This window comes from Pseudonocardia sp. ICBG601, from assembly GCF_020496245.1.
Genome location: NZ_JAHLJA010000125.1, coordinates 1 through 15,001, shown reverse-complemented (window position 1 = coordinate 15,001; position 15,001 = coordinate 1). Strand labels below are relative to the sequence as shown.

At 74.3% G+C, this 15,001-nt stretch carries 10 protein-coding genes and 6 pseudogenes; 12 read left to right on the top strand and 4 right to left on the bottom strand.

The genetic code is table 11. From position 1 onward, the window contains the following. Positions 1 to 160: 160 nt before the first annotated feature. The 3 genes and pseudogenes from KPL57_RS67440 to KPL57_RS27025 all read left to right on the top strand — a co-directional run. Positions 161 to 864, top strand: a pseudogene (locus tag KPL57_RS67440) (sensor domain-containing protein); the annotation flags it as partial. A 17-nt stretch (positions 865 to 881) separates the two neighbouring features. After that, positions 882 to 1,559 (top strand): histidine kinase, encoded by a 678-nt coding sequence (locus tag KPL57_RS27030; protein WP_226353650.1) that lies wholly within the window; start codon positions 882 to 884, stop codon positions 1,557 to 1,559. 57 nt (positions 1,560 to 1,616) lie between these two features. Then, positions 1,617 to 2,257, top strand: a pseudogene (locus KPL57_RS27025) (response regulator). On the opposite strand, the pseudogene KPL57_RS27020 reads toward KPL57_RS27025, so the two are convergent. Further along, positions 2,254 to 4,027 (bottom strand): annotated as a pseudogene (locus KPL57_RS27020) (redoxin domain-containing protein). The pseudogenes KPL57_RS27025 and KPL57_RS27020 sit on opposite strands and share 4 nt — an antisense overlap. Before the next feature lie 77 nt (positions 4,028 to 4,104). Here KPL57_RS27020 and KPL57_RS27015 point away from each other — a divergent pair. From KPL57_RS27015 to KPL57_RS27005, 3 genes and pseudogenes are all read left to right on the top strand, one after another. Next, positions 4,105 to 4,728 (top strand): DNA-formamidopyrimidine glycosylase family protein, encoded by a 624-nt coding sequence (locus KPL57_RS27015; RefSeq protein ID WP_226353649.1) that lies wholly within the window; start codon positions 4,105 to 4,107, stop codon positions 4,726 to 4,728. Positions 4,729 to 4,789: 61 nt separating this feature from the next. Continuing rightward, positions 4,790 to 5,577, top strand: a pseudogene (locus tag KPL57_RS27010) (transposase family protein). A gap of 397 nt (positions 5,578 to 5,974) precedes the next feature. Next, positions 5,975 to 6,553 carry a hypothetical protein gene (locus KPL57_RS27005; RefSeq protein WP_226353648.1) on the top strand — a complete coding sequence of 193 codons (579 nt, stop codon included), beginning with the start codon at positions 5,975 to 5,977 and terminating at the stop codon, positions 6,551 to 6,553. 16 nt (positions 6,554 to 6,569) lie between these two features. Here KPL57_RS27005 and KPL57_RS70380 read toward each other — a convergent pair whose 3' ends face one another. Continuing rightward, on the bottom strand, positions 6,570 to 7,241 hold the full coding sequence (locus KPL57_RS70380; protein WP_226353647.1) for a phosphatase PAP2 family protein: 672 nt from the start codon (positions 7,239 to 7,241) through the stop codon (positions 6,570 to 6,572). Positions 7,242 to 7,288: 47 nt separating this feature from the next. Next, positions 7,289 to 8,959, bottom strand: coding sequence for a glucose-6-phosphate isomerase (gene pgi / locus KPL57_RS26995; protein ID WP_226353646.1), 1,671 nt, complete (start codon positions 8,957 to 8,959; stop codon positions 7,289 to 7,291). 471 nt (positions 8,960 to 9,430) lie between these two features. Here pgi and KPL57_RS26990 point away from each other — a divergent pair, with 471 nt between their 5' ends. The 5 genes and pseudogenes from KPL57_RS26990 (at position 9,431) to KPL57_RS26970 (ending at position 13,163) form a co-directional block, all read left to right on the top strand. Continuing rightward, on the top strand, positions 9,431 to 9,898 hold the full coding sequence (locus KPL57_RS26990) for a DoxX family protein (RefSeq protein ID WP_226353645.1): 468 nt from the start codon (positions 9,431 to 9,433) through the stop codon (positions 9,896 to 9,898). A 145-nt stretch (positions 9,899 to 10,043) separates the two neighbouring features. Then, positions 10,044 to 10,925 (top strand): HipA family kinase, encoded by an 882-nt coding sequence (locus tag KPL57_RS26985; protein ID WP_226353644.1) that lies wholly within the window; start codon positions 10,044 to 10,046, stop codon positions 10,923 to 10,925. Next, the gene (locus tag KPL57_RS26980) at positions 10,922 to 11,353 is read left to right on the top strand and encodes a DUF3037 domain-containing protein (protein WP_083695807.1); all 432 of its coding nucleotides are present in this window, start codon (positions 10,922 to 10,924) and stop codon (positions 11,351 to 11,353) included. Before KPL57_RS26985 ends, KPL57_RS26980 begins: the two co-directional genes overlap by 4 nt. Before the next feature lie 134 nt (positions 11,354 to 11,487). Continuing rightward, positions 11,488 to 12,575 (top strand): annotated as a pseudogene (locus tag KPL57_RS26975) (phosphotransferase family protein). 102 nt (positions 12,576 to 12,677) lie between these two features. Next, a complete protein-coding gene (locus KPL57_RS26970; RefSeq protein ID WP_226353643.1) occupies positions 12,678 to 13,163 on the top strand; it encodes a DUF6069 family protein in 486 nt (161 codons plus the stop codon). A gap of 2 nt (positions 13,164 to 13,165) precedes the next feature. Here KPL57_RS26970 and KPL57_RS70375 read toward each other — a convergent pair whose 3' ends face one another. Further along, positions 13,166 to 14,380, bottom strand: coding sequence for a cytochrome P450 (locus tag KPL57_RS70375; protein WP_226353642.1), 1,215 nt, complete (start codon positions 14,378 to 14,380; stop codon positions 13,166 to 13,168). Positions 14,381 to 14,751: 371 nt separating this feature from the next. Between KPL57_RS70375 and KPL57_RS26960 the strand changes: the two are divergent. Then, a pseudogene (locus KPL57_RS26960) lies at positions 14,752 to 15,001 on the top strand (hypothetical protein); the annotation flags it as partial.

Genomic DNA, 15,001 nt, shown 5'->3' with positions numbered 1-15,001 from the left:
GTGAGGTCGGCGGGGTCCACGGGCACACCTTCTCGCGTCGTCGCGTCTGTTACCGGGTGGTAGCTCACCATGTCGCCCCCGCCCCACGCGACCCCGGCGCGGCGTTCGTCACCGCCTATCCTGCGCAGGGGACGACCGGCAGGCGAGGAGGTGGGCCGTGATGGCGGAGGAGCAGGCCGTCCGGCCGCGGCCGGACCCCGACGAGGCGGGGCGGCAGCCACCTGGACCCGCACCTGGTCCGTGCGTTGGAGGGCTGGGGAACGGCGCGCTGCGCGAGTACCTGCTGCGCGACGGCGGCCTGCACCTGCCGCACGCGCCGGGCTGGCCGTCGACGTGGCCGGGACGCACCCGGCTCGGCGCGCAGATGGCCTACCTGCTGGCCGGGCTGCCGCTGGCGGTCGTCAGCGGGGTGGTGGTGCTGGTCGGGCTGGTGCTGGGGGCGAGCACGTTCGTCATCTGGATCGGGCTGCCCATCACCGTCGGTCTACTGGCCGCGGCGCGTGGGTTCGCCGAGCTGGAGCGCCGGGCCACCGAGGGCGCGACCGGCGGTCCGCTCCCGCCGCACCACTACCGGCCCAACCGCGGGCGCTCACTGATGGGACGGCTGTTCCGGGCGCTGGCCGACCCCAGAGCTGGCGCGACGTGGCGCACGCGGTCGCCGCCCTGCCGGTCCGGATCCTGACCGCGGTGGTCGCGCTGGTGTGGGCGGTCACCGGGCTCGGCGGGCTGTTCTACGTGTTCTGGCAGTGGTCGTTGCCGCGCGGGCCGGAGAACTGGACGCTGTTCGGGTCCGTCACCGGCATCGACTCCACCCTCGGCGACGTCGCGCTCAACACCGGGCTCGGCGTACTGCTGCTCGTGACCCTGCCGACGGTCGTGCGGTGGCTGACCGACATGCGCGCACTGCTCGCCCGCGGCCTGCTCACCAACCAGACGGCGCGCTGCGGGCCCGCGCGCTGGCTCTGGCCGCCGGGCGGCGGGCGGCCGTCGCTGCCGAGGCACAGACCCTGCGCCGGCTCGAACGCGACATCCACGACGGGCCGCAGCAGCGGCTGGTGCGGCTCGGCATGGACCTGGAGTCCGCCGTCCGGCGCCTCGACGACGATCCCGAGCGCGCCCGCCCGCTGCTGCACGAGGCACTGGAACAGAGCCGTGAGGCGCTCTCGGAGCTGCGCGCGCTGTCCCGGGGCATCGCGCCGCCGATCCTCGCCGACCGCGGGCTCGGCCGGCGCTGCGGGCCGCCGCGGGACGCTGCCCGGGTCCCGGTCGACCTCGACGTCGGCCTCGACGACGGTGCCCGGCTGCCCGCCCTGGTCGAGAACACCGCGTACTTCGTGGTGACCGAGGCGCTCACCAACATCGCCAAGCACGCCGGCGCGACCGCGGTGACGGTCACGGTGACCGTCGACGAGACGCTGCTGCGGGTCAGCGTGCGCGACGACGGCCGCGGCGGCGCCCACCCGGGCAAGGGCCACGGCCTGGCCGGGCTCGCCGACCGGCTGGAGATCGTCGAGGGACGCCTGGAGGTCGACAGCCCGCCCGTGGCCCGACCGTCCTGACCGCGGAGGTCCCGGTCGCCGGTCTCGGGACGCGTGACCCAGGATGGGTCCATGACGATGCGGGTGGTGCTCGCCGAGGACTCGGTGCTGCTGCGCGAGGGCCTGGTACGGCTGCTGGAGGAGGCGGACGCGACGGTGCTCGCCGCCGTCGGGGACGGCACGCGCTCGTCGCGGCGGTGGAGGAGCACCAGCCCGAGGTGGCCGTCGTGGACGTCCGGATGCCGCCGTCGTTCACCGACGAGGGGTTGCGGGCCGCGCTGGAGATCCGCCGGAGGTTCCCGTCGGTGGGGATCCTCGTGCTGTCCCAGTACGTCGAGGAGTCCTACGCCACCGACCTGCTGGAGGCCGGTGGCGGGGTCGGTACCTGCTCAAGGACCGCGTCTCCAAGCTCGCCGACCTGTCCGACGCGCTCGGCAGGGTCGCCGCGGGCGGCACCGTGCTGGACCCGGAGGTCGTCTCCGCGCTGCTCACCAAGCGCCGCCGGCGTGACCCGCTGGCCGAGCTGTCCCCGCGCGAGCGCGAGGTGCTGGAGCTCATGGCCCAGGGCCGCACCAACATCGCCGATCGGACGGCTCATGGTGATCACCCAGGGCGCGGTGGAGAAGCACATCTCCTCGATCTTCACCAAGCTCGGGCTGCCGCCCTCCTCGGACGACCACCGCCGCGTGATGGCGGTGCTCGCCTGGATGGAGGGCTAGACCGACCGCAGGTCGAGCTCCAGCTCGGCCGGACCGTCGTCGCCGACGGTCACCGGGATGCCCCAGTCCTGCTGGTAGCGGTGGCAGGCGGCGAACCCGTCCGACGGGTCGTCGCAGGCCGCCGCGGTCACCGCGACCTGCAGCACCCCGGTTCCGACGGCCGGGTCCAGACGCAGCTCGCGGGTCAGCCCGGTCGCGGTGCCCCCGCCGCCCCGCAGCAGCGACGGCGGGTCGGCGACCACGGTCAGCGACGTCGGGTCGCCGTACCGGTCGTCGAGGTGCTGGCCGGTGGGCGGGGGTGAACCGATCCGCAGCGTCACGTCCGGGGCGAGCGTCGTCGGGGTCCGCCGGACGACGTGGGCGTCGCCGGCCACGAGCGACCCGGCCGGGACGGCAGCCGCACCAGCCGGTGCGCCGCGGACTCGACGACGACCAGCGTCTCGCCGTCGACGAGCAGGTCCGACGGTTCGGCGAGCCCCTCGGCCAGCGTCGAGACCCGGTTCGTGGCCGGGTCGAACCGGCGCACGGCACCGTTGTAGGGTCGGCGACGGCGACCGAGCCGTCGGGCAGCACGGTCACCCCGAGCGGGTGCTGCAGCAGTGCCTGCGCGGCCGGGCCGTCGCGGTGCCCGAACTCGAACAGCCCCTGCCCGACGGCCGTCGCGACCGCGGCCCCGGGGCCGTCCCCGATCCGGCGCAGCGCGGAGATCTCGGAGTCGGCGACCCACAGCGTCCCGTCGGGACCCACCGCGAGCCCGGAGGGCTGGGCGAAGAACGCCTCGTCGAACGCCCCGTCGCGCAGCCCCTCGGTGGTGGTCCCGGCCAGCACCCGGGCCTCGCCGGTGGCGGGGTCGAGGGTCCACAGCTGGTGCGGGCCCGCCATGGCGACGACGACCGTGCCGCCCCACCACGCAAGGTCCCACGGCGAGGACAGCAGCGTCGACGTGGCGCCCACCGCGACCCGCTCGCGCAGCTGCTCGCCGGTCCCGGCCAGGGTGGACACGGTGCCGTCGGCCAGGTCGACCCGCCGGACCGCGTGGTTGACGGTGTCGGCGACCAGGACGGCGTCGCCGGAGGGGAGGATCAGCAGCCCCTGCGGCTCGGAGAACCGCGCCGCCGACGCCGCGCCGTCGGCGAACCCGCGCTCTCCGGCCCCGATCCGCCGCACCTCGGTCTCCAGGTCGCCCGCCAGCTCGACGAGCTGGTGGTGGGCGGTGTCGGACACGAGGAACGTGCCGCCGGGCAGCGCGACGGCCGAGCCGGGGAAGCGCAGCGCGGTGTCCGGCGCGGGCGGCGGGACGTACGGGTCGTCCCCGCGGCGCAGCCGGTCGCCGTGCGTGGCGACCAGCTCCCGGACAAGCGCGGCCAGGCCGGGGCCGTGGCCCTCGCCCGCCATCCGGGCGACGACGAACCCGTCCGGGTCGACGACGGCCAAGGTCGGCCAGGCGCGGGCGGCGTAGGCGTCCCAGGTGGTGAGCTCGGGATCGTCGAGGACGGGGTGGGTGACGTCGTAGCGCTCGACCGCGGCCTCGACGGCGGCCGGGTCCGCCTCGTGCACGAACTTCGGCGAGTGCACCCCGATGATCGTCAGGACGTCGCCGAACTCGGCCTCCAGGGGCCGCAGCTCGTCGAGCGCGTGCAAGCAGTTGACGCAGCAGAAGGTCCAGAAGTCGAGCACCACGATCCGCCCGCGCAGCCCGGCGAGGGTCACCTCCGCGCCCCCGGTGTTCAGCCAGCGCCGCCCGCGCAGCTCGGGCGCCCGCACCTTCATCCGTTCACCGACCGTCACACCGGCCCCAACGACCGACCGGCGCGCGGGTGTTCCCCGACGGCGCCACACTGGTCGTCATGCCCGAGCTGCCCGAGGTGGAGAACGCACGCACCGTCCTCGCCGAGGCCGTCGGCCGGACGATCACCGACGTCGACGACCGCGACGAGTGGGTCTGCCGCCCCCACCGGCCCGGCGACATCGCCTCGGCACTCGAGGGCGGACGGTTGACCCGGGCGAACCGGATCGGCAAGACCCTCTGGTGCGACACCGCGACCGCGGACGGCGACGCGGGCCCCGCGCTGGGCGTGCACCTCGGGATGGGTGGGCGGATCGTCGTCACGAACTCGGGGCGCGAGCGCATCGGCGGCGGCCCGGCCCGCCCCGACCGGCAGCCGCGCAAGGCCGAGTGGGACCGGTTCACCCTGACCTTCGACGACGGCGGGCAGCTCCGGCTGTTCGACAAGCGCCGTCTCGGCCGGGTCCGGCTCGACCCCGACCTGTCCGGCCTCGGACCCGACGCCGAGGGCATCGACCCCGCCGAGTTCCGCGAACGCCTGCTGCGCGGCACGTCGGCGGTGAAGGCCCGGCTGCTCGACCAGTCCGTGCTGGCCGGCGTCGGGAACCTGCTGGCCGACGAGACACTGAGCCTTTCCCAACCTGTTTGTGCTGGTCAGGGGTGTGAGGTGCGTGGCTTGTCGTGAGATGGGTGGGGCTCCTGGTAGACGGATAGCTGTCGCGCCACCGCCTACCGAGGAGCCCCGCGTGTTGTCCTACCCATCCGGGATGTCGATGTCCACTCGCACGGTTCGTGTCCTGGCCGGGCTGCTGCGCGGACATCGTCGCCGGATCGGGACCCGGTGGCGGCTCCTGACCCCGGCCCGTCAGGCCCTGCTCGTGCTCGCGCACCTACGTAAGGGCGAGACCTACACCGACCTGGCCAGCGGATTCAGAGTCGGGAAGTCCACGGTGTCCCGGTATGTCGCCGAGGCGATCGGGCTGCTCGCTGCGCTCGCGCCGACCCTGGAGCAGGCCATCACGGTCGCGGCCGGGAAGGCGTTCGTGATCCTGGACGGGACGCTGCTGCGTATCGACCGGGTCGGCATGGGCTCGGGCTATGACCGGGCGTTCTATAGCGGGAAGCACAAGTGTCACGGGCTGAATGTGCAGGTCATCGCCGACCCCGCGGGTCGGCTGGTGTGGATCTCCCCGCCGCTACCGGGGGCACGGCACGACATGGGCGCTGCCCGGATCCACGGGATCATCGACGCGGTCAACACCACCGGGGTGCGGGCGGTCGCTGACACCGCCTACCAGGGCGGCGGTCCCGCGATCACCGTCCCGCACCGACGCCGACGCCGCGATCTCGACACCGGCCCCTGTCAGCGAATCAGAAGGCCGTCAACGCCGCTCACGCCCGACGGCGGGCACCGGGTGAGCGGGTCAACGCCGAGCTGAAGAACTGGAAGATCCTCCGCAAGATCCGCTCCAGCCCCTCCCAGGCTGCTCAGCTCGTCGCAGCGATCCAGACCCTCATGATCACCACCGCCTGACCAGCACAAACAGGTTGGGAAAGGCTCACTGTGGCAGGCGAGGATCTCGCCGACGGTCCCGGTCCGTGACCTGACCCGCGCCGACCTGGACCGGCTGCACCGCGACCTCGGCCGCGCGCTGGAGCGGGCCATCGCCCACGGCGGCGTCCACACCGGTGAGGTCGTCGAGCACCGGCGTCCGGGCGGGCACTGCCCGCGCTGCGGGACGGAGATGGTGCACGGGACCGTCGGCGGGCGGTCGACCTGGTGGTGCCCGCGGGAGCAGGTCTGAACCCGGGCGGAGCGACCGCACGTGTCCGCCCCCGTCCGCGCGGCCGGACGTGACGTCGGCGAGCTCGCCCACCGGGTAGGCGAATCCCGCGGTTCCACCCTCCCGGGAGCCGTGCACAATCACCCCATGCCGGACGCGTCCGACACCGCTCTGCTGTACGTCGACCGCGGCCTCGTGCGCGCCGACGACACCCCACCCGACCCCGGGGTCCAGCGCCGGGCCCACCTCCTGGCCCGGACCGCCCGCGGGGTCCGGTGGGCGGTCCCCGCGCTGCTGCTCGTCGTGCTGGTGCTCGCGTTCACCCCGGTGGCGGGCGCGGCGTTCTGGGCGACGGCGGTCGTCGTGCTGGTCGCGGTGGTGGCCGCGGTGCTGCTGCTGACCCGCGCCGCCGCCGTCGCCCAGGCCACGGCGGGACTCCCGGTGCCGATCGAGATCACCGGGAAGGTCGCGACCGCGACGCGTGCCGTGCTCGCGATGACCGGTGCGCTGCGCACGCACCGGAAGGCCGCGGGCGCCGCCGAGGGGGTCGCGCTGCTGCGGCAGTGGACGACGGCGACGGAGGCACTGCGCGCGGCGTGGCTGCGCGAGGACATCGGTGCCTGGCACGACCACGCCCGCACCCTCGCCGCGGCGGGGGAGCGGGCCACGCGGGTCACCGGCGCCCTGACCGGCGCCGGGACACCGGACGGTGACCCCGGGGCCTGACCGGCGTCGGGCCGGGTCAGGCCGCGGCGACGTCCCGTCGCCGGGTCCGCCGGTCGAGCACCAGCGACAGCACCGTCACCCCGGTGAACGCGAGCGCCGCCCCGAGCGTCCATCCGGCGAGTACGTCGGACAGCCAGTGCACGCCCAGGTAGATGCGGGTGAACCCGACGGCTCCGGCCCACAGCACCGCGAACGCGGTGAGCAGCACCCGGCCGCGCGGGCGCAGCACCGGCCACAGCACGAGCACCAGCGCCGTCCAGGCGGCGGCGACCATCGTCGCGTGTCCGGAGGGCAGGGACTTGTTCGCGATGAAGGTGACCTGCAGGTCCGCGGGTGGGCGGGCCCGGTCGAGCAGCTGCTTGATCACCGTGAACACCACGCTCGCGACGAGCGGCACCGCGGCCAGGCACAGCCCCTCGGCGGCCCGGCCGCGCAGCGCGAGCACGGCCGCGCCGACCAGGGCGACCGCGGTGCTGCCGACGGTGTTCCCGAGCTCGGTGACCACCAGCGCCACCACCGTGACCCCCGGGATCCGGTCCGCGGCGAGTCCGATCGCGGTCTCGGTGTCACCGCTCTGCAGCACCCCCGTCGCTGCCAGGGCGATCAGCACCCCGGCGAGCACGAGCAGGGCCGCAGCGACCGGACCGGTGACGCGGGCCCGCAGCGGGGCCGACCGTGGATCGTTCACCGGGCGATTCTCGCCCGGCGGGACGGGGCCCCGCCGGGCGAGGGGTCTCAGCGACCGCGCCAGGCGCGGTAGCGACCGATCAGCGCGGCGGTGGACGCGTCGAGACCGGACTCGGCGGCGTCCGGCGGGTTCGAGCCGTAGAGCGCGGGCCCGAACTGCTTGGCCATGACCTTGCCGAGCTCGACCCCCCACTGGTCGAAGGAGTCGATGCCCCAGATCGTGCCCTCGACGAAGGTGACGTGCTCGTAGAAGGCGATGATCTGCCCCAGCACCGACGGGGTCAGCTTCTCGGCCAGGACCGTCGACGACGGCCGGTTGCCCGGCATCACCTTGTGCGGCACGACGTCGGCCGGGGTGCCCTCGGCCTCGATCTCCGCGGCGGTCTTGCCGAACGCCAGCGCCGCGGACTGGGCGAACAGGTTCGCCATGAACAGGTCGTGGGAGTCGGCCGCGTCCTCGCCGGGCAGGTCGTGGTGCGGACGGGCGAAGCCGATGAAGTCGCACGGCACGAGCCGGGTGCCCTGGTGCAGCAGCTGGTAGAACGCGTGCTGGCCGTTGGTGCCCGGCTCGCCCCAGAAGATCTCGCCGGTGGTGGTGGTGACCGGGGTGCCGTCACCGCGCACCGACTTGCCGTTGGACTCCATGGTGAGCTGCTGCAGGTAGGCGGGCAGCCGGTGCAGGTACTGCGAGTACGGCAGCACCGCGCGGGTGTCGGCGCCGAAGAAGTTCGAGTACCAGACGCCGAGCAGCCCGGAGATCACCGGCAGGTTCTGCTCGAGCGGGGTGTGGCGGAAGTGCTCGTCCATGGCGTGCATGCCGGCGAGGAACTCCGCGAAGTGCTCGCGGCCGATCGCGCACATCAGCGACAGGCCGATCGCCGAGTCCACCGAGTAGCGCCCGCCCACCCAGTCCCAGAACCCGAACATGTTGTCGGTGGAGATGCCGAACTCCGCCACCTTCTCGGCGTTCGTGGAGACCGCGGCGAAGTGCTTCGCGACCGCTCCGGTGTCGTCCGTCCCGAGCCCGGACAGCAGCCAGGACCGCGCGTTGCGGGCGTTGGTGAGCGTCTCCTGGGTGGTGAACGTCTTCGACGAGACGACGAACAGGGTCGTCGCCGGGTCGAGGTCGCGGGTCTTCTCGTACAGGTCGGTCGGGTCGATGTTGGACACGAACCGGCACTCGAGGTCGCGCTGGGCGTAGTCCCGCAGCGCCTCGTAGGCCATGACCGGGCCCAGGTCGGAGCCACCGATGCCGATGTTGACCACGGTGCGGATCCGCTGCCCGGTGAACCCGGTCCACGCCCCGGAGCGGACGGCGTCGGTGAACTCGCCCATCCGGTCCAGCACGGCATGCACGTCGGCGACGACGTCCTGGCCGTCGACGGTGAGCGACGCGTCCCGCGGCAGCCGCAGGGCCGTGTGCAGGACCGCCCGGTCCTCGGAGGTGTTCACGTGCTCACCGGTGAACATCGCCTCGATGCGCGCGGGCAGCCCGGCCGCGCGCGCCAGGTCCGTCAGCAGACCGACGGTGTCTCGGGTGATGCGGTGCTTGGAGTAGTCGAGCACCAGGTCGGCGCCGGTGGCGGTGAGGGCGGTAGCGCGGTCGGGGTCGTCGTCGAACAGCGACCGCAGGTGTCGGGGTTCGACCTCCGCCGCGTGCTCGGTCAGCGCCGTCCATTCCGTGGTCGCCGTGATGTCGTGGCTGTTCGTGTCGGACACGCGGCCATCATGGCGCAGCACCCCGGCGCGAGCGCGCCGGCACGAGCCGGGGCGCGTCGCTGGGCCGCTCGGGCGAACCGCCCGTCGTACGCGACGATCCGCGGGACGAGCGGCACGTCCGGAACGCCGGGCTGCACGACGTGACGACCGTCGGTGACCCCCTGCGGAGTGGTCGTCGAACTACTGCGACATGCGGGTGATGGCCGCACGGAAGGTGCGACCCTCCGTGCTCGTGACCTGCGGTGATGCGCCCGTGAGGCGACCGCTCGTCCGGTCGTGCCGCGTGACGCACCGGCCGCAGCGCTCCCCGGTCGGGTGACCGGCCGTCCGGTGCGCCTCGTCGCGCCGTGCGGCCATTTCGTCGCGCAGAGTTGCTGAACCCGGCGGAGTAGCACGTTCGTGCGCTTAGGGTCTTGTGCATTCCGTGGTGACGAGCTCACCCGCGGTGACCAACTCGCTCCTGGAGGAACCGTGTACCGCTCCCTGACCGGAACCCCGCGCGACGTCGCGCTGCTCGTCGCCCGTCTGCTGCTGGCCTACATCATGGTCATGCACTCGCGGAAGAAGATCGACGCCGGTCTGTTCGACACCGCCGCCGTGTTCGCGAAGTTCGGCATCCCGCTGGCCATCGGCGCGGCGTCGTTCACGATCGTGGTCGAGCTCGTGTTCTCGCTCTCGGTCGCCCTCGGTGTCCGCATGGTCGTCCCCGGTGCACTGATGACCTTCGTGATGGCCGGCGCGATCTGGTTCGTCCACGGCAAGAACGGCCTGTTCATGGCCGACAACGGCTGGGCGCTGGTCGGCACGATCATCTGCGCCACGCTGATCCTCATGTCCAGCGGCCCGGGCCGGTTCAGCGTCGACGAGCTCCTGGCCCGCCAGGCGGCCCGCCGCATGGAGCAGACCCAGGCGATCCCGCGCCAGACCGTCTCGGTCTGACCCGTACCTCCCGGCCCGCCCGCGCGCCCCGGAGCCGGGCGGGCCGGTGATCCTCCTACCGGCCCGCCCGGCGAGCGCGACCACGGCCCGCACCCCGACGCCACGGGGTGCGGGTCGTTCGCACGTCCGGCGCTAACCTCCGCGGGTGAGCCAGGAGCCGACGACCGAGAAGCGGGCCCTGCCCCGGCTGACCGCGATCCGGTACGTGACCCCGCTGCGCGAGGGCGGGTCGCTGCCCGGACTGATGGAGGCCGACGACCTCGGCACCTATGCGGTGAAGTTCACCGGCGCCGGGCAGGGCCGTCCGGTGCTGGTCAACGAGATCGTCTCCGGGGAGCTGGCCCGCGCGCTGGGCCTGCCCGTCCCGCGGATCGCGACGATCGTCGTCGACGGGACGCTCGGGCGCACCGAGCCCGACGAGGAGGTCCAGGAGCTGCTCCGGAACTCCGACGGGCTCAACCTCGCCGTCGACTTCCTGCCGGGGGCGCTCGACCTGGACCCGGTCGCGTTCGACGTCGGGCCCGGGTTCGCCGGGCGGGTGCTCTGGTTCGACGCGCTCGTCGGGAACGTCGACCGCTCCTGGCGCAACTCGAACATGCTGCTCTGGCACCGCAGGCCCTACCTGATCGATCACGGCGCGACGCTCACCTTCGCCCACGACTGGTCGGCCGCGTCGCGGTTCGCCCACCGTCCGTTCGACGCCGGCGACCACGTGCTGCTCGGTGCGCACCCCGACCTCGACGCCGCCGACGCCGCGCTCGCCCCGCAGGTCACCCCGGCCCTGCTCGACGAGGTGCTGGCGCTCGTCCCCGACGAGTGGATCGCCGACGTCGACGGCGTCGGCGGTCCCGACGCCGTCCGTGCCGCCTACGCCGAGGCCCTGCTGGCCCGGGTCGCGGCACGCGGGGACTGGTTGCCGGGCGTCGCCGCGACGGTGGCCGCGGGCAGACCCCGGCCGGTCGACCGGGCGCCCCGCCGTCCACCGTGGCTGCGGATCGGTGGCGTCGTCGGCGGGGAGGACCGGTGAGCGACCTCGTCCCCTACGAGTACGCGCTGCTGCGGGTCGTGCCGCGGGTGGAACGCGGGGAGTCGATGAACGCCGGGGTGCTGCTGCACTGCCGGGCCCGCGACGTCCTCGCGGTGCGCGTCCACCTCGACCGTGCCCGGCTGGCCGCGCTCGACCCGACCGCCGACGCCGACGCCGTCGACGAGCTGCTGGCGACCGTGGCCGCGGTCGCCGCGGTACCCGAGCCGCCGCGGTCGGACCGGCACGCCACCGGCGCGCTGGCCGCTCGCGGCCCCGGCGCGGGGGAGGACATCGGACGCCGCTTCCGGCGCCTCACCACCGCCCGCAGCACCATCGTGTGCCCCGGCCCGGTGCACACCGGGCTCACCGCGGACCCGGCCGCGGAGGCCGAACGCCTGCTGGCCCGGCTCGTCCTGCCACCGTCCTAGGCGCGGACGCCTGGGCCGGTGCCGGGGAACCCAGGGCCGTGCCGCCGGTGCCGCCGGTGCCACTGGTCGCGCGGTCCTGCCCGGAGGACGTGCCGGCGTTCTCCGTCCGGGGGCTGGTCGGCGCGGGGGCGATCATGTTGCATCGGGGGATGACCGACGCACACGACGGGGTGGACCCGGTCGCCCTGACCCGCTGGCTGGCGGCCGAGGTGCCGCAGGTCGAGCTCGGCGACGGCCCGGTGGCCGTGGAGCGGATCTCCGGCGGACACTCCAACCTCACCTTCCGGATCACCGACGCCCGCGGCACGCCGTACGCACTGCGCCGCCCACCGACCGGGGGTGTGCTCGCCACCGCACACGACATGGGCCGGGAGTGGCGCTTCCTGACCGCACTGGCCGGCACCGCGGTCCCGGTGCCGGAGCCGGTCGCCCTCTGCACGGACACCGCGGTGCTCGGCGCCGGCTTCTACCTGATGGGCTGGGTCGACGGTGTCGTCCCGGGGACCGCGCCGCGGGCGAGGCCGTCCCCGAACCGGAACGGCGGGCCTGCGGTCTCGACACCGCCGAGGTGCTCGCCGCACTGCACTCCGTCGACCCCACCGAGGTGGGGCTCGCCGACCTGACGCGGCCCGGCCGCTACCTGGAGCGGCAGCTGCGCCGCTGGCACCGGCAGGCGCACGCCGGCGCGTTCACCGACCTCGCCGCGCTCGACGCCGCGCACGCCGCACTGGTCGAGGCGATGCCGCCGGAGCCGTCCGACGGTCCGCGGATCGCGCACGGCGACTACCGGCCGGGCAACCTGTCGTTCCGCGGCGGCCGGATCACCGGTGTCTTCGACTGGGAGCTGGCGGCCCTGGGGGAACCGCTGGCCGACCTCGGGTGGCTGCTGGCGTCCTGGGAGCGTCCCGGCGACACCCTGCCCGCGATCACCAGCGGCCCGACCGCGGCGCCCGGCTGGCCCGACCGTGACCTCGTCGCCGCCCGCTACGCCGCCCGCTCCGGGCGGGCGCTGGACCAGCTGCCGTACTGGGTGGCGTTCGCGCACTGGCGCTGCGCCTGCATCGGGGCCGGGGTCTGGACGCGGTACGCCCAGGGCAACATGGGCTCGGGCGCCGAGTCGGGGGAGGCCCTGGAACGCCGTGGCGAGCGGGTGGTCGCCGACGCGGAGGCCGCACTCGCCGCGTTGCGGCGGGGGCGGACGGGGCGTCGTCGCGGGGCGTAGTCTGCTGCCCACCACAGGTGATCACCCGGCGCGGGTGGTCACCGCCGCGCGGCGCCGCACCGACGCCGCGCACGGCCCGTCCGCGACCGGGGGAGTACGACGATGTCCGAGGCCGACGACCGCACCCGAGAGATGAGCCGGGAGACCGCCCGGCCGCGTCCCCGCAGCGGGGTGAACCCCGGCCGGCTGTGGGCCGGCGGTGTGGCGACGGCGGTGACCGCCGCGCTGATCGCCCTGGTGGGGCTGCTGATCCTCCAGGTCCTGCTGCAGATCCCGTACCTGGCCCCGGCCGTCTCCGAGCCGCTCGACGGGTGGGCCGCGGCGCAGAGCCTCGCGATCTGGGCGGCGGTCGCCGGTCTCGCGGCGCCCGGTCTCGCGCACCTGCTGCTGGTCGCGGTGCCGAGCCCGATGTCCTACTTCGGCTGGATCGCCGGGCTGCTCACCGCGCTGGCCGCGGTGTCCCCGCTGATCCTCACCGAGCAGCCCTGGACGGTCCGCATCGCCACCGCGGTGATCCACCTCGTCATCGGGATGTCGATCATCAGCCTGGTGACGACGACGGTCACCAGCGCCACCAACCGGGCCTGAGCTCAGACGTCGACGGGGACCCGGGCGTCGCCCAGGCGGACCGGCAGCGTCCGGTAGCCGCGCAGCACCCGGGTCCCGCGCAGCTCGGCGGGGCCGTCGGCACGCAGGTCGGGGTAGCGGTCGAACAGCGCCCGGAGCCCGACCTCGCCCTCCATCTTCGCCAGTGCCGCACCCAGGCAGTAGTGGATGCCCTGGCTGAACGCGACGTGCCGGTCGGCCCCCTCGCGCCCGACGTCGAAGCGGGCCGGGTCGGGGAACACCTCCGGGTCCCGGTTCGCACCGCCGAGGTGGGTGACCACCAGCGCGCCCCGCTCGACCGGGAACCCGCACACCTCGGTGTCGCGGGCGGCGACGCGCGCGGTCCGCTGGACGGGGGAGTCGTAGCGCAGGATCTCGTCGGCGGCGTTCGGCCACAGCGCCGGGTCGGCCTGCAGCCGGGCGAGTTCGTCGGGGTGGGTCAGCAGCAGGCGGGTGCCGTTGCCGATCAGGTTGACCGTCGTCTCGAACCCCGCGGCGAGCAGCAGCATCGCCAGCGACAGCAGCTCGTCGTGGGTGAGCCGGCCCTCCTCCTCGTCGTAGGTGGCGACCAGGGAGGACAGGATGGAGTCGTTGGGCTCGCGGCGCAGCCGCTCGAAGTGCCCGGCCATCCACTCGGTGAGCGCGTCGATGTCGCGCTCGGACCGGCGGAACTTCGCGTAGTCCAGTCCCATGTCCAGGGAGTAGGCCCCGCCGGCGCCCCACTCGAGGAACTGCTCCCGCATCTCCACCGGGGCGCCGAGCATCTCGGTGATGACCGTGGCCGGCAGCAGCGAGGCGTAGCCGGAGATGACGTCGGTGCGCCGGTCGGCGCCGGCCCGGGCCTCGAGGTCCGCGAGCAGCTGCGCCGCGATCTCCTCGGTGCGTCCGCGCAGCGACGAGATCGCCTTGGCACTGAACGAGCGGGTGACCAGCTTCCGGATCCGGTTGTGGTCCGGCGGGTCGATCGCCAGCAGCGACGGCGGTTCGGCCGGCCCGAGCGGCCAGGTCCCGCCCGCCGCGAGCAGCGCGCGCAGCAGGCCCGGGGCGTTCTCCGGCATGCGCATGCCCACGCAGAAGTCGGGGCTGCGCAGCACCTCGGTGGTGATCTCGTGGTCGACCGTGGTCCAGGTCAGGGCCGAGCGCACCATCCGGCCCTGACCACGGATCTGCTCGTAGGCCGGGTACGGGTCCCGGACCACCTCGGGCTGATGATCATGTGGGCGCCCAGGTCGCCCTTGCCGCCTGGCGGGTCACCTCCTGGGCGCATCGCCCCGTGCCGCAGCACCCACCGGATCCACCGTCGTACGCCTCGCGATGCCGCCATGCCGGCCTCCCCGCCTCGTCGTCGAGCTCGAATTCCGAAGCTACCAGGGGTAAGTTACCGCGGGTAGGCGCGTTTCCCGCCCCGGCGGACGGTGGCCCGGGGTCACCGGGTACCAATGACGGGTGACCGCCGTCGGGGAGCCGCGCCTGCTCGCGGTCAGTGACCTGCATGTGCGGTACGCGGAGGACGGCGACATCGCCGCGGGGCTGCGCCCGTCGCACCCCGGCGACTGGCTGATCGTCGCAGGTGACGTCGACGAACGGATCGAGAGCGTCGTTCGCGACGCTCGCCGCGCTGCGCGACCGCTTCGCCCGGGGTGCTGTGGACACCGGGCAACCACGAGCTCTGGACCCGCGCCAAGAACGTCCGGGCCGACTCGGTCGAGCGGCTCTCCGGTGTCGCCGCTACGACGAGCTGGTCCGCCGCTGCCGGGAGATCGGGGTGCTGACCCCGGAGGACGCGTGGCCGGTGTGGGACGGGCCGGGCGGGCCGGTAC

What these genes read in the sequence shown, in the direction of transcription:
- KPL57_RS26970 (WP_226353643.1), top strand. Translation starts at nt 12,678, where the DNA reads ATGTCCGAGGCCGACGACCGCACCCGAGAGATGAGCCGGGAGACCGCC.
- KPL57_RS27015 (WP_226353649.1), top strand. Translation starts at nt 4,105, where the DNA reads ATGCCCGAGCTGCCCGAGGTGGAGAACGCACGCACCGTCCTCGCCGAG.
- KPL57_RS27005 (WP_226353648.1), top strand. Translation starts at nt 5,975, where the DNA reads ATGCCGGACGCGTCCGACACCGCTCTGCTGTACGTCGACCGCGGCCTC.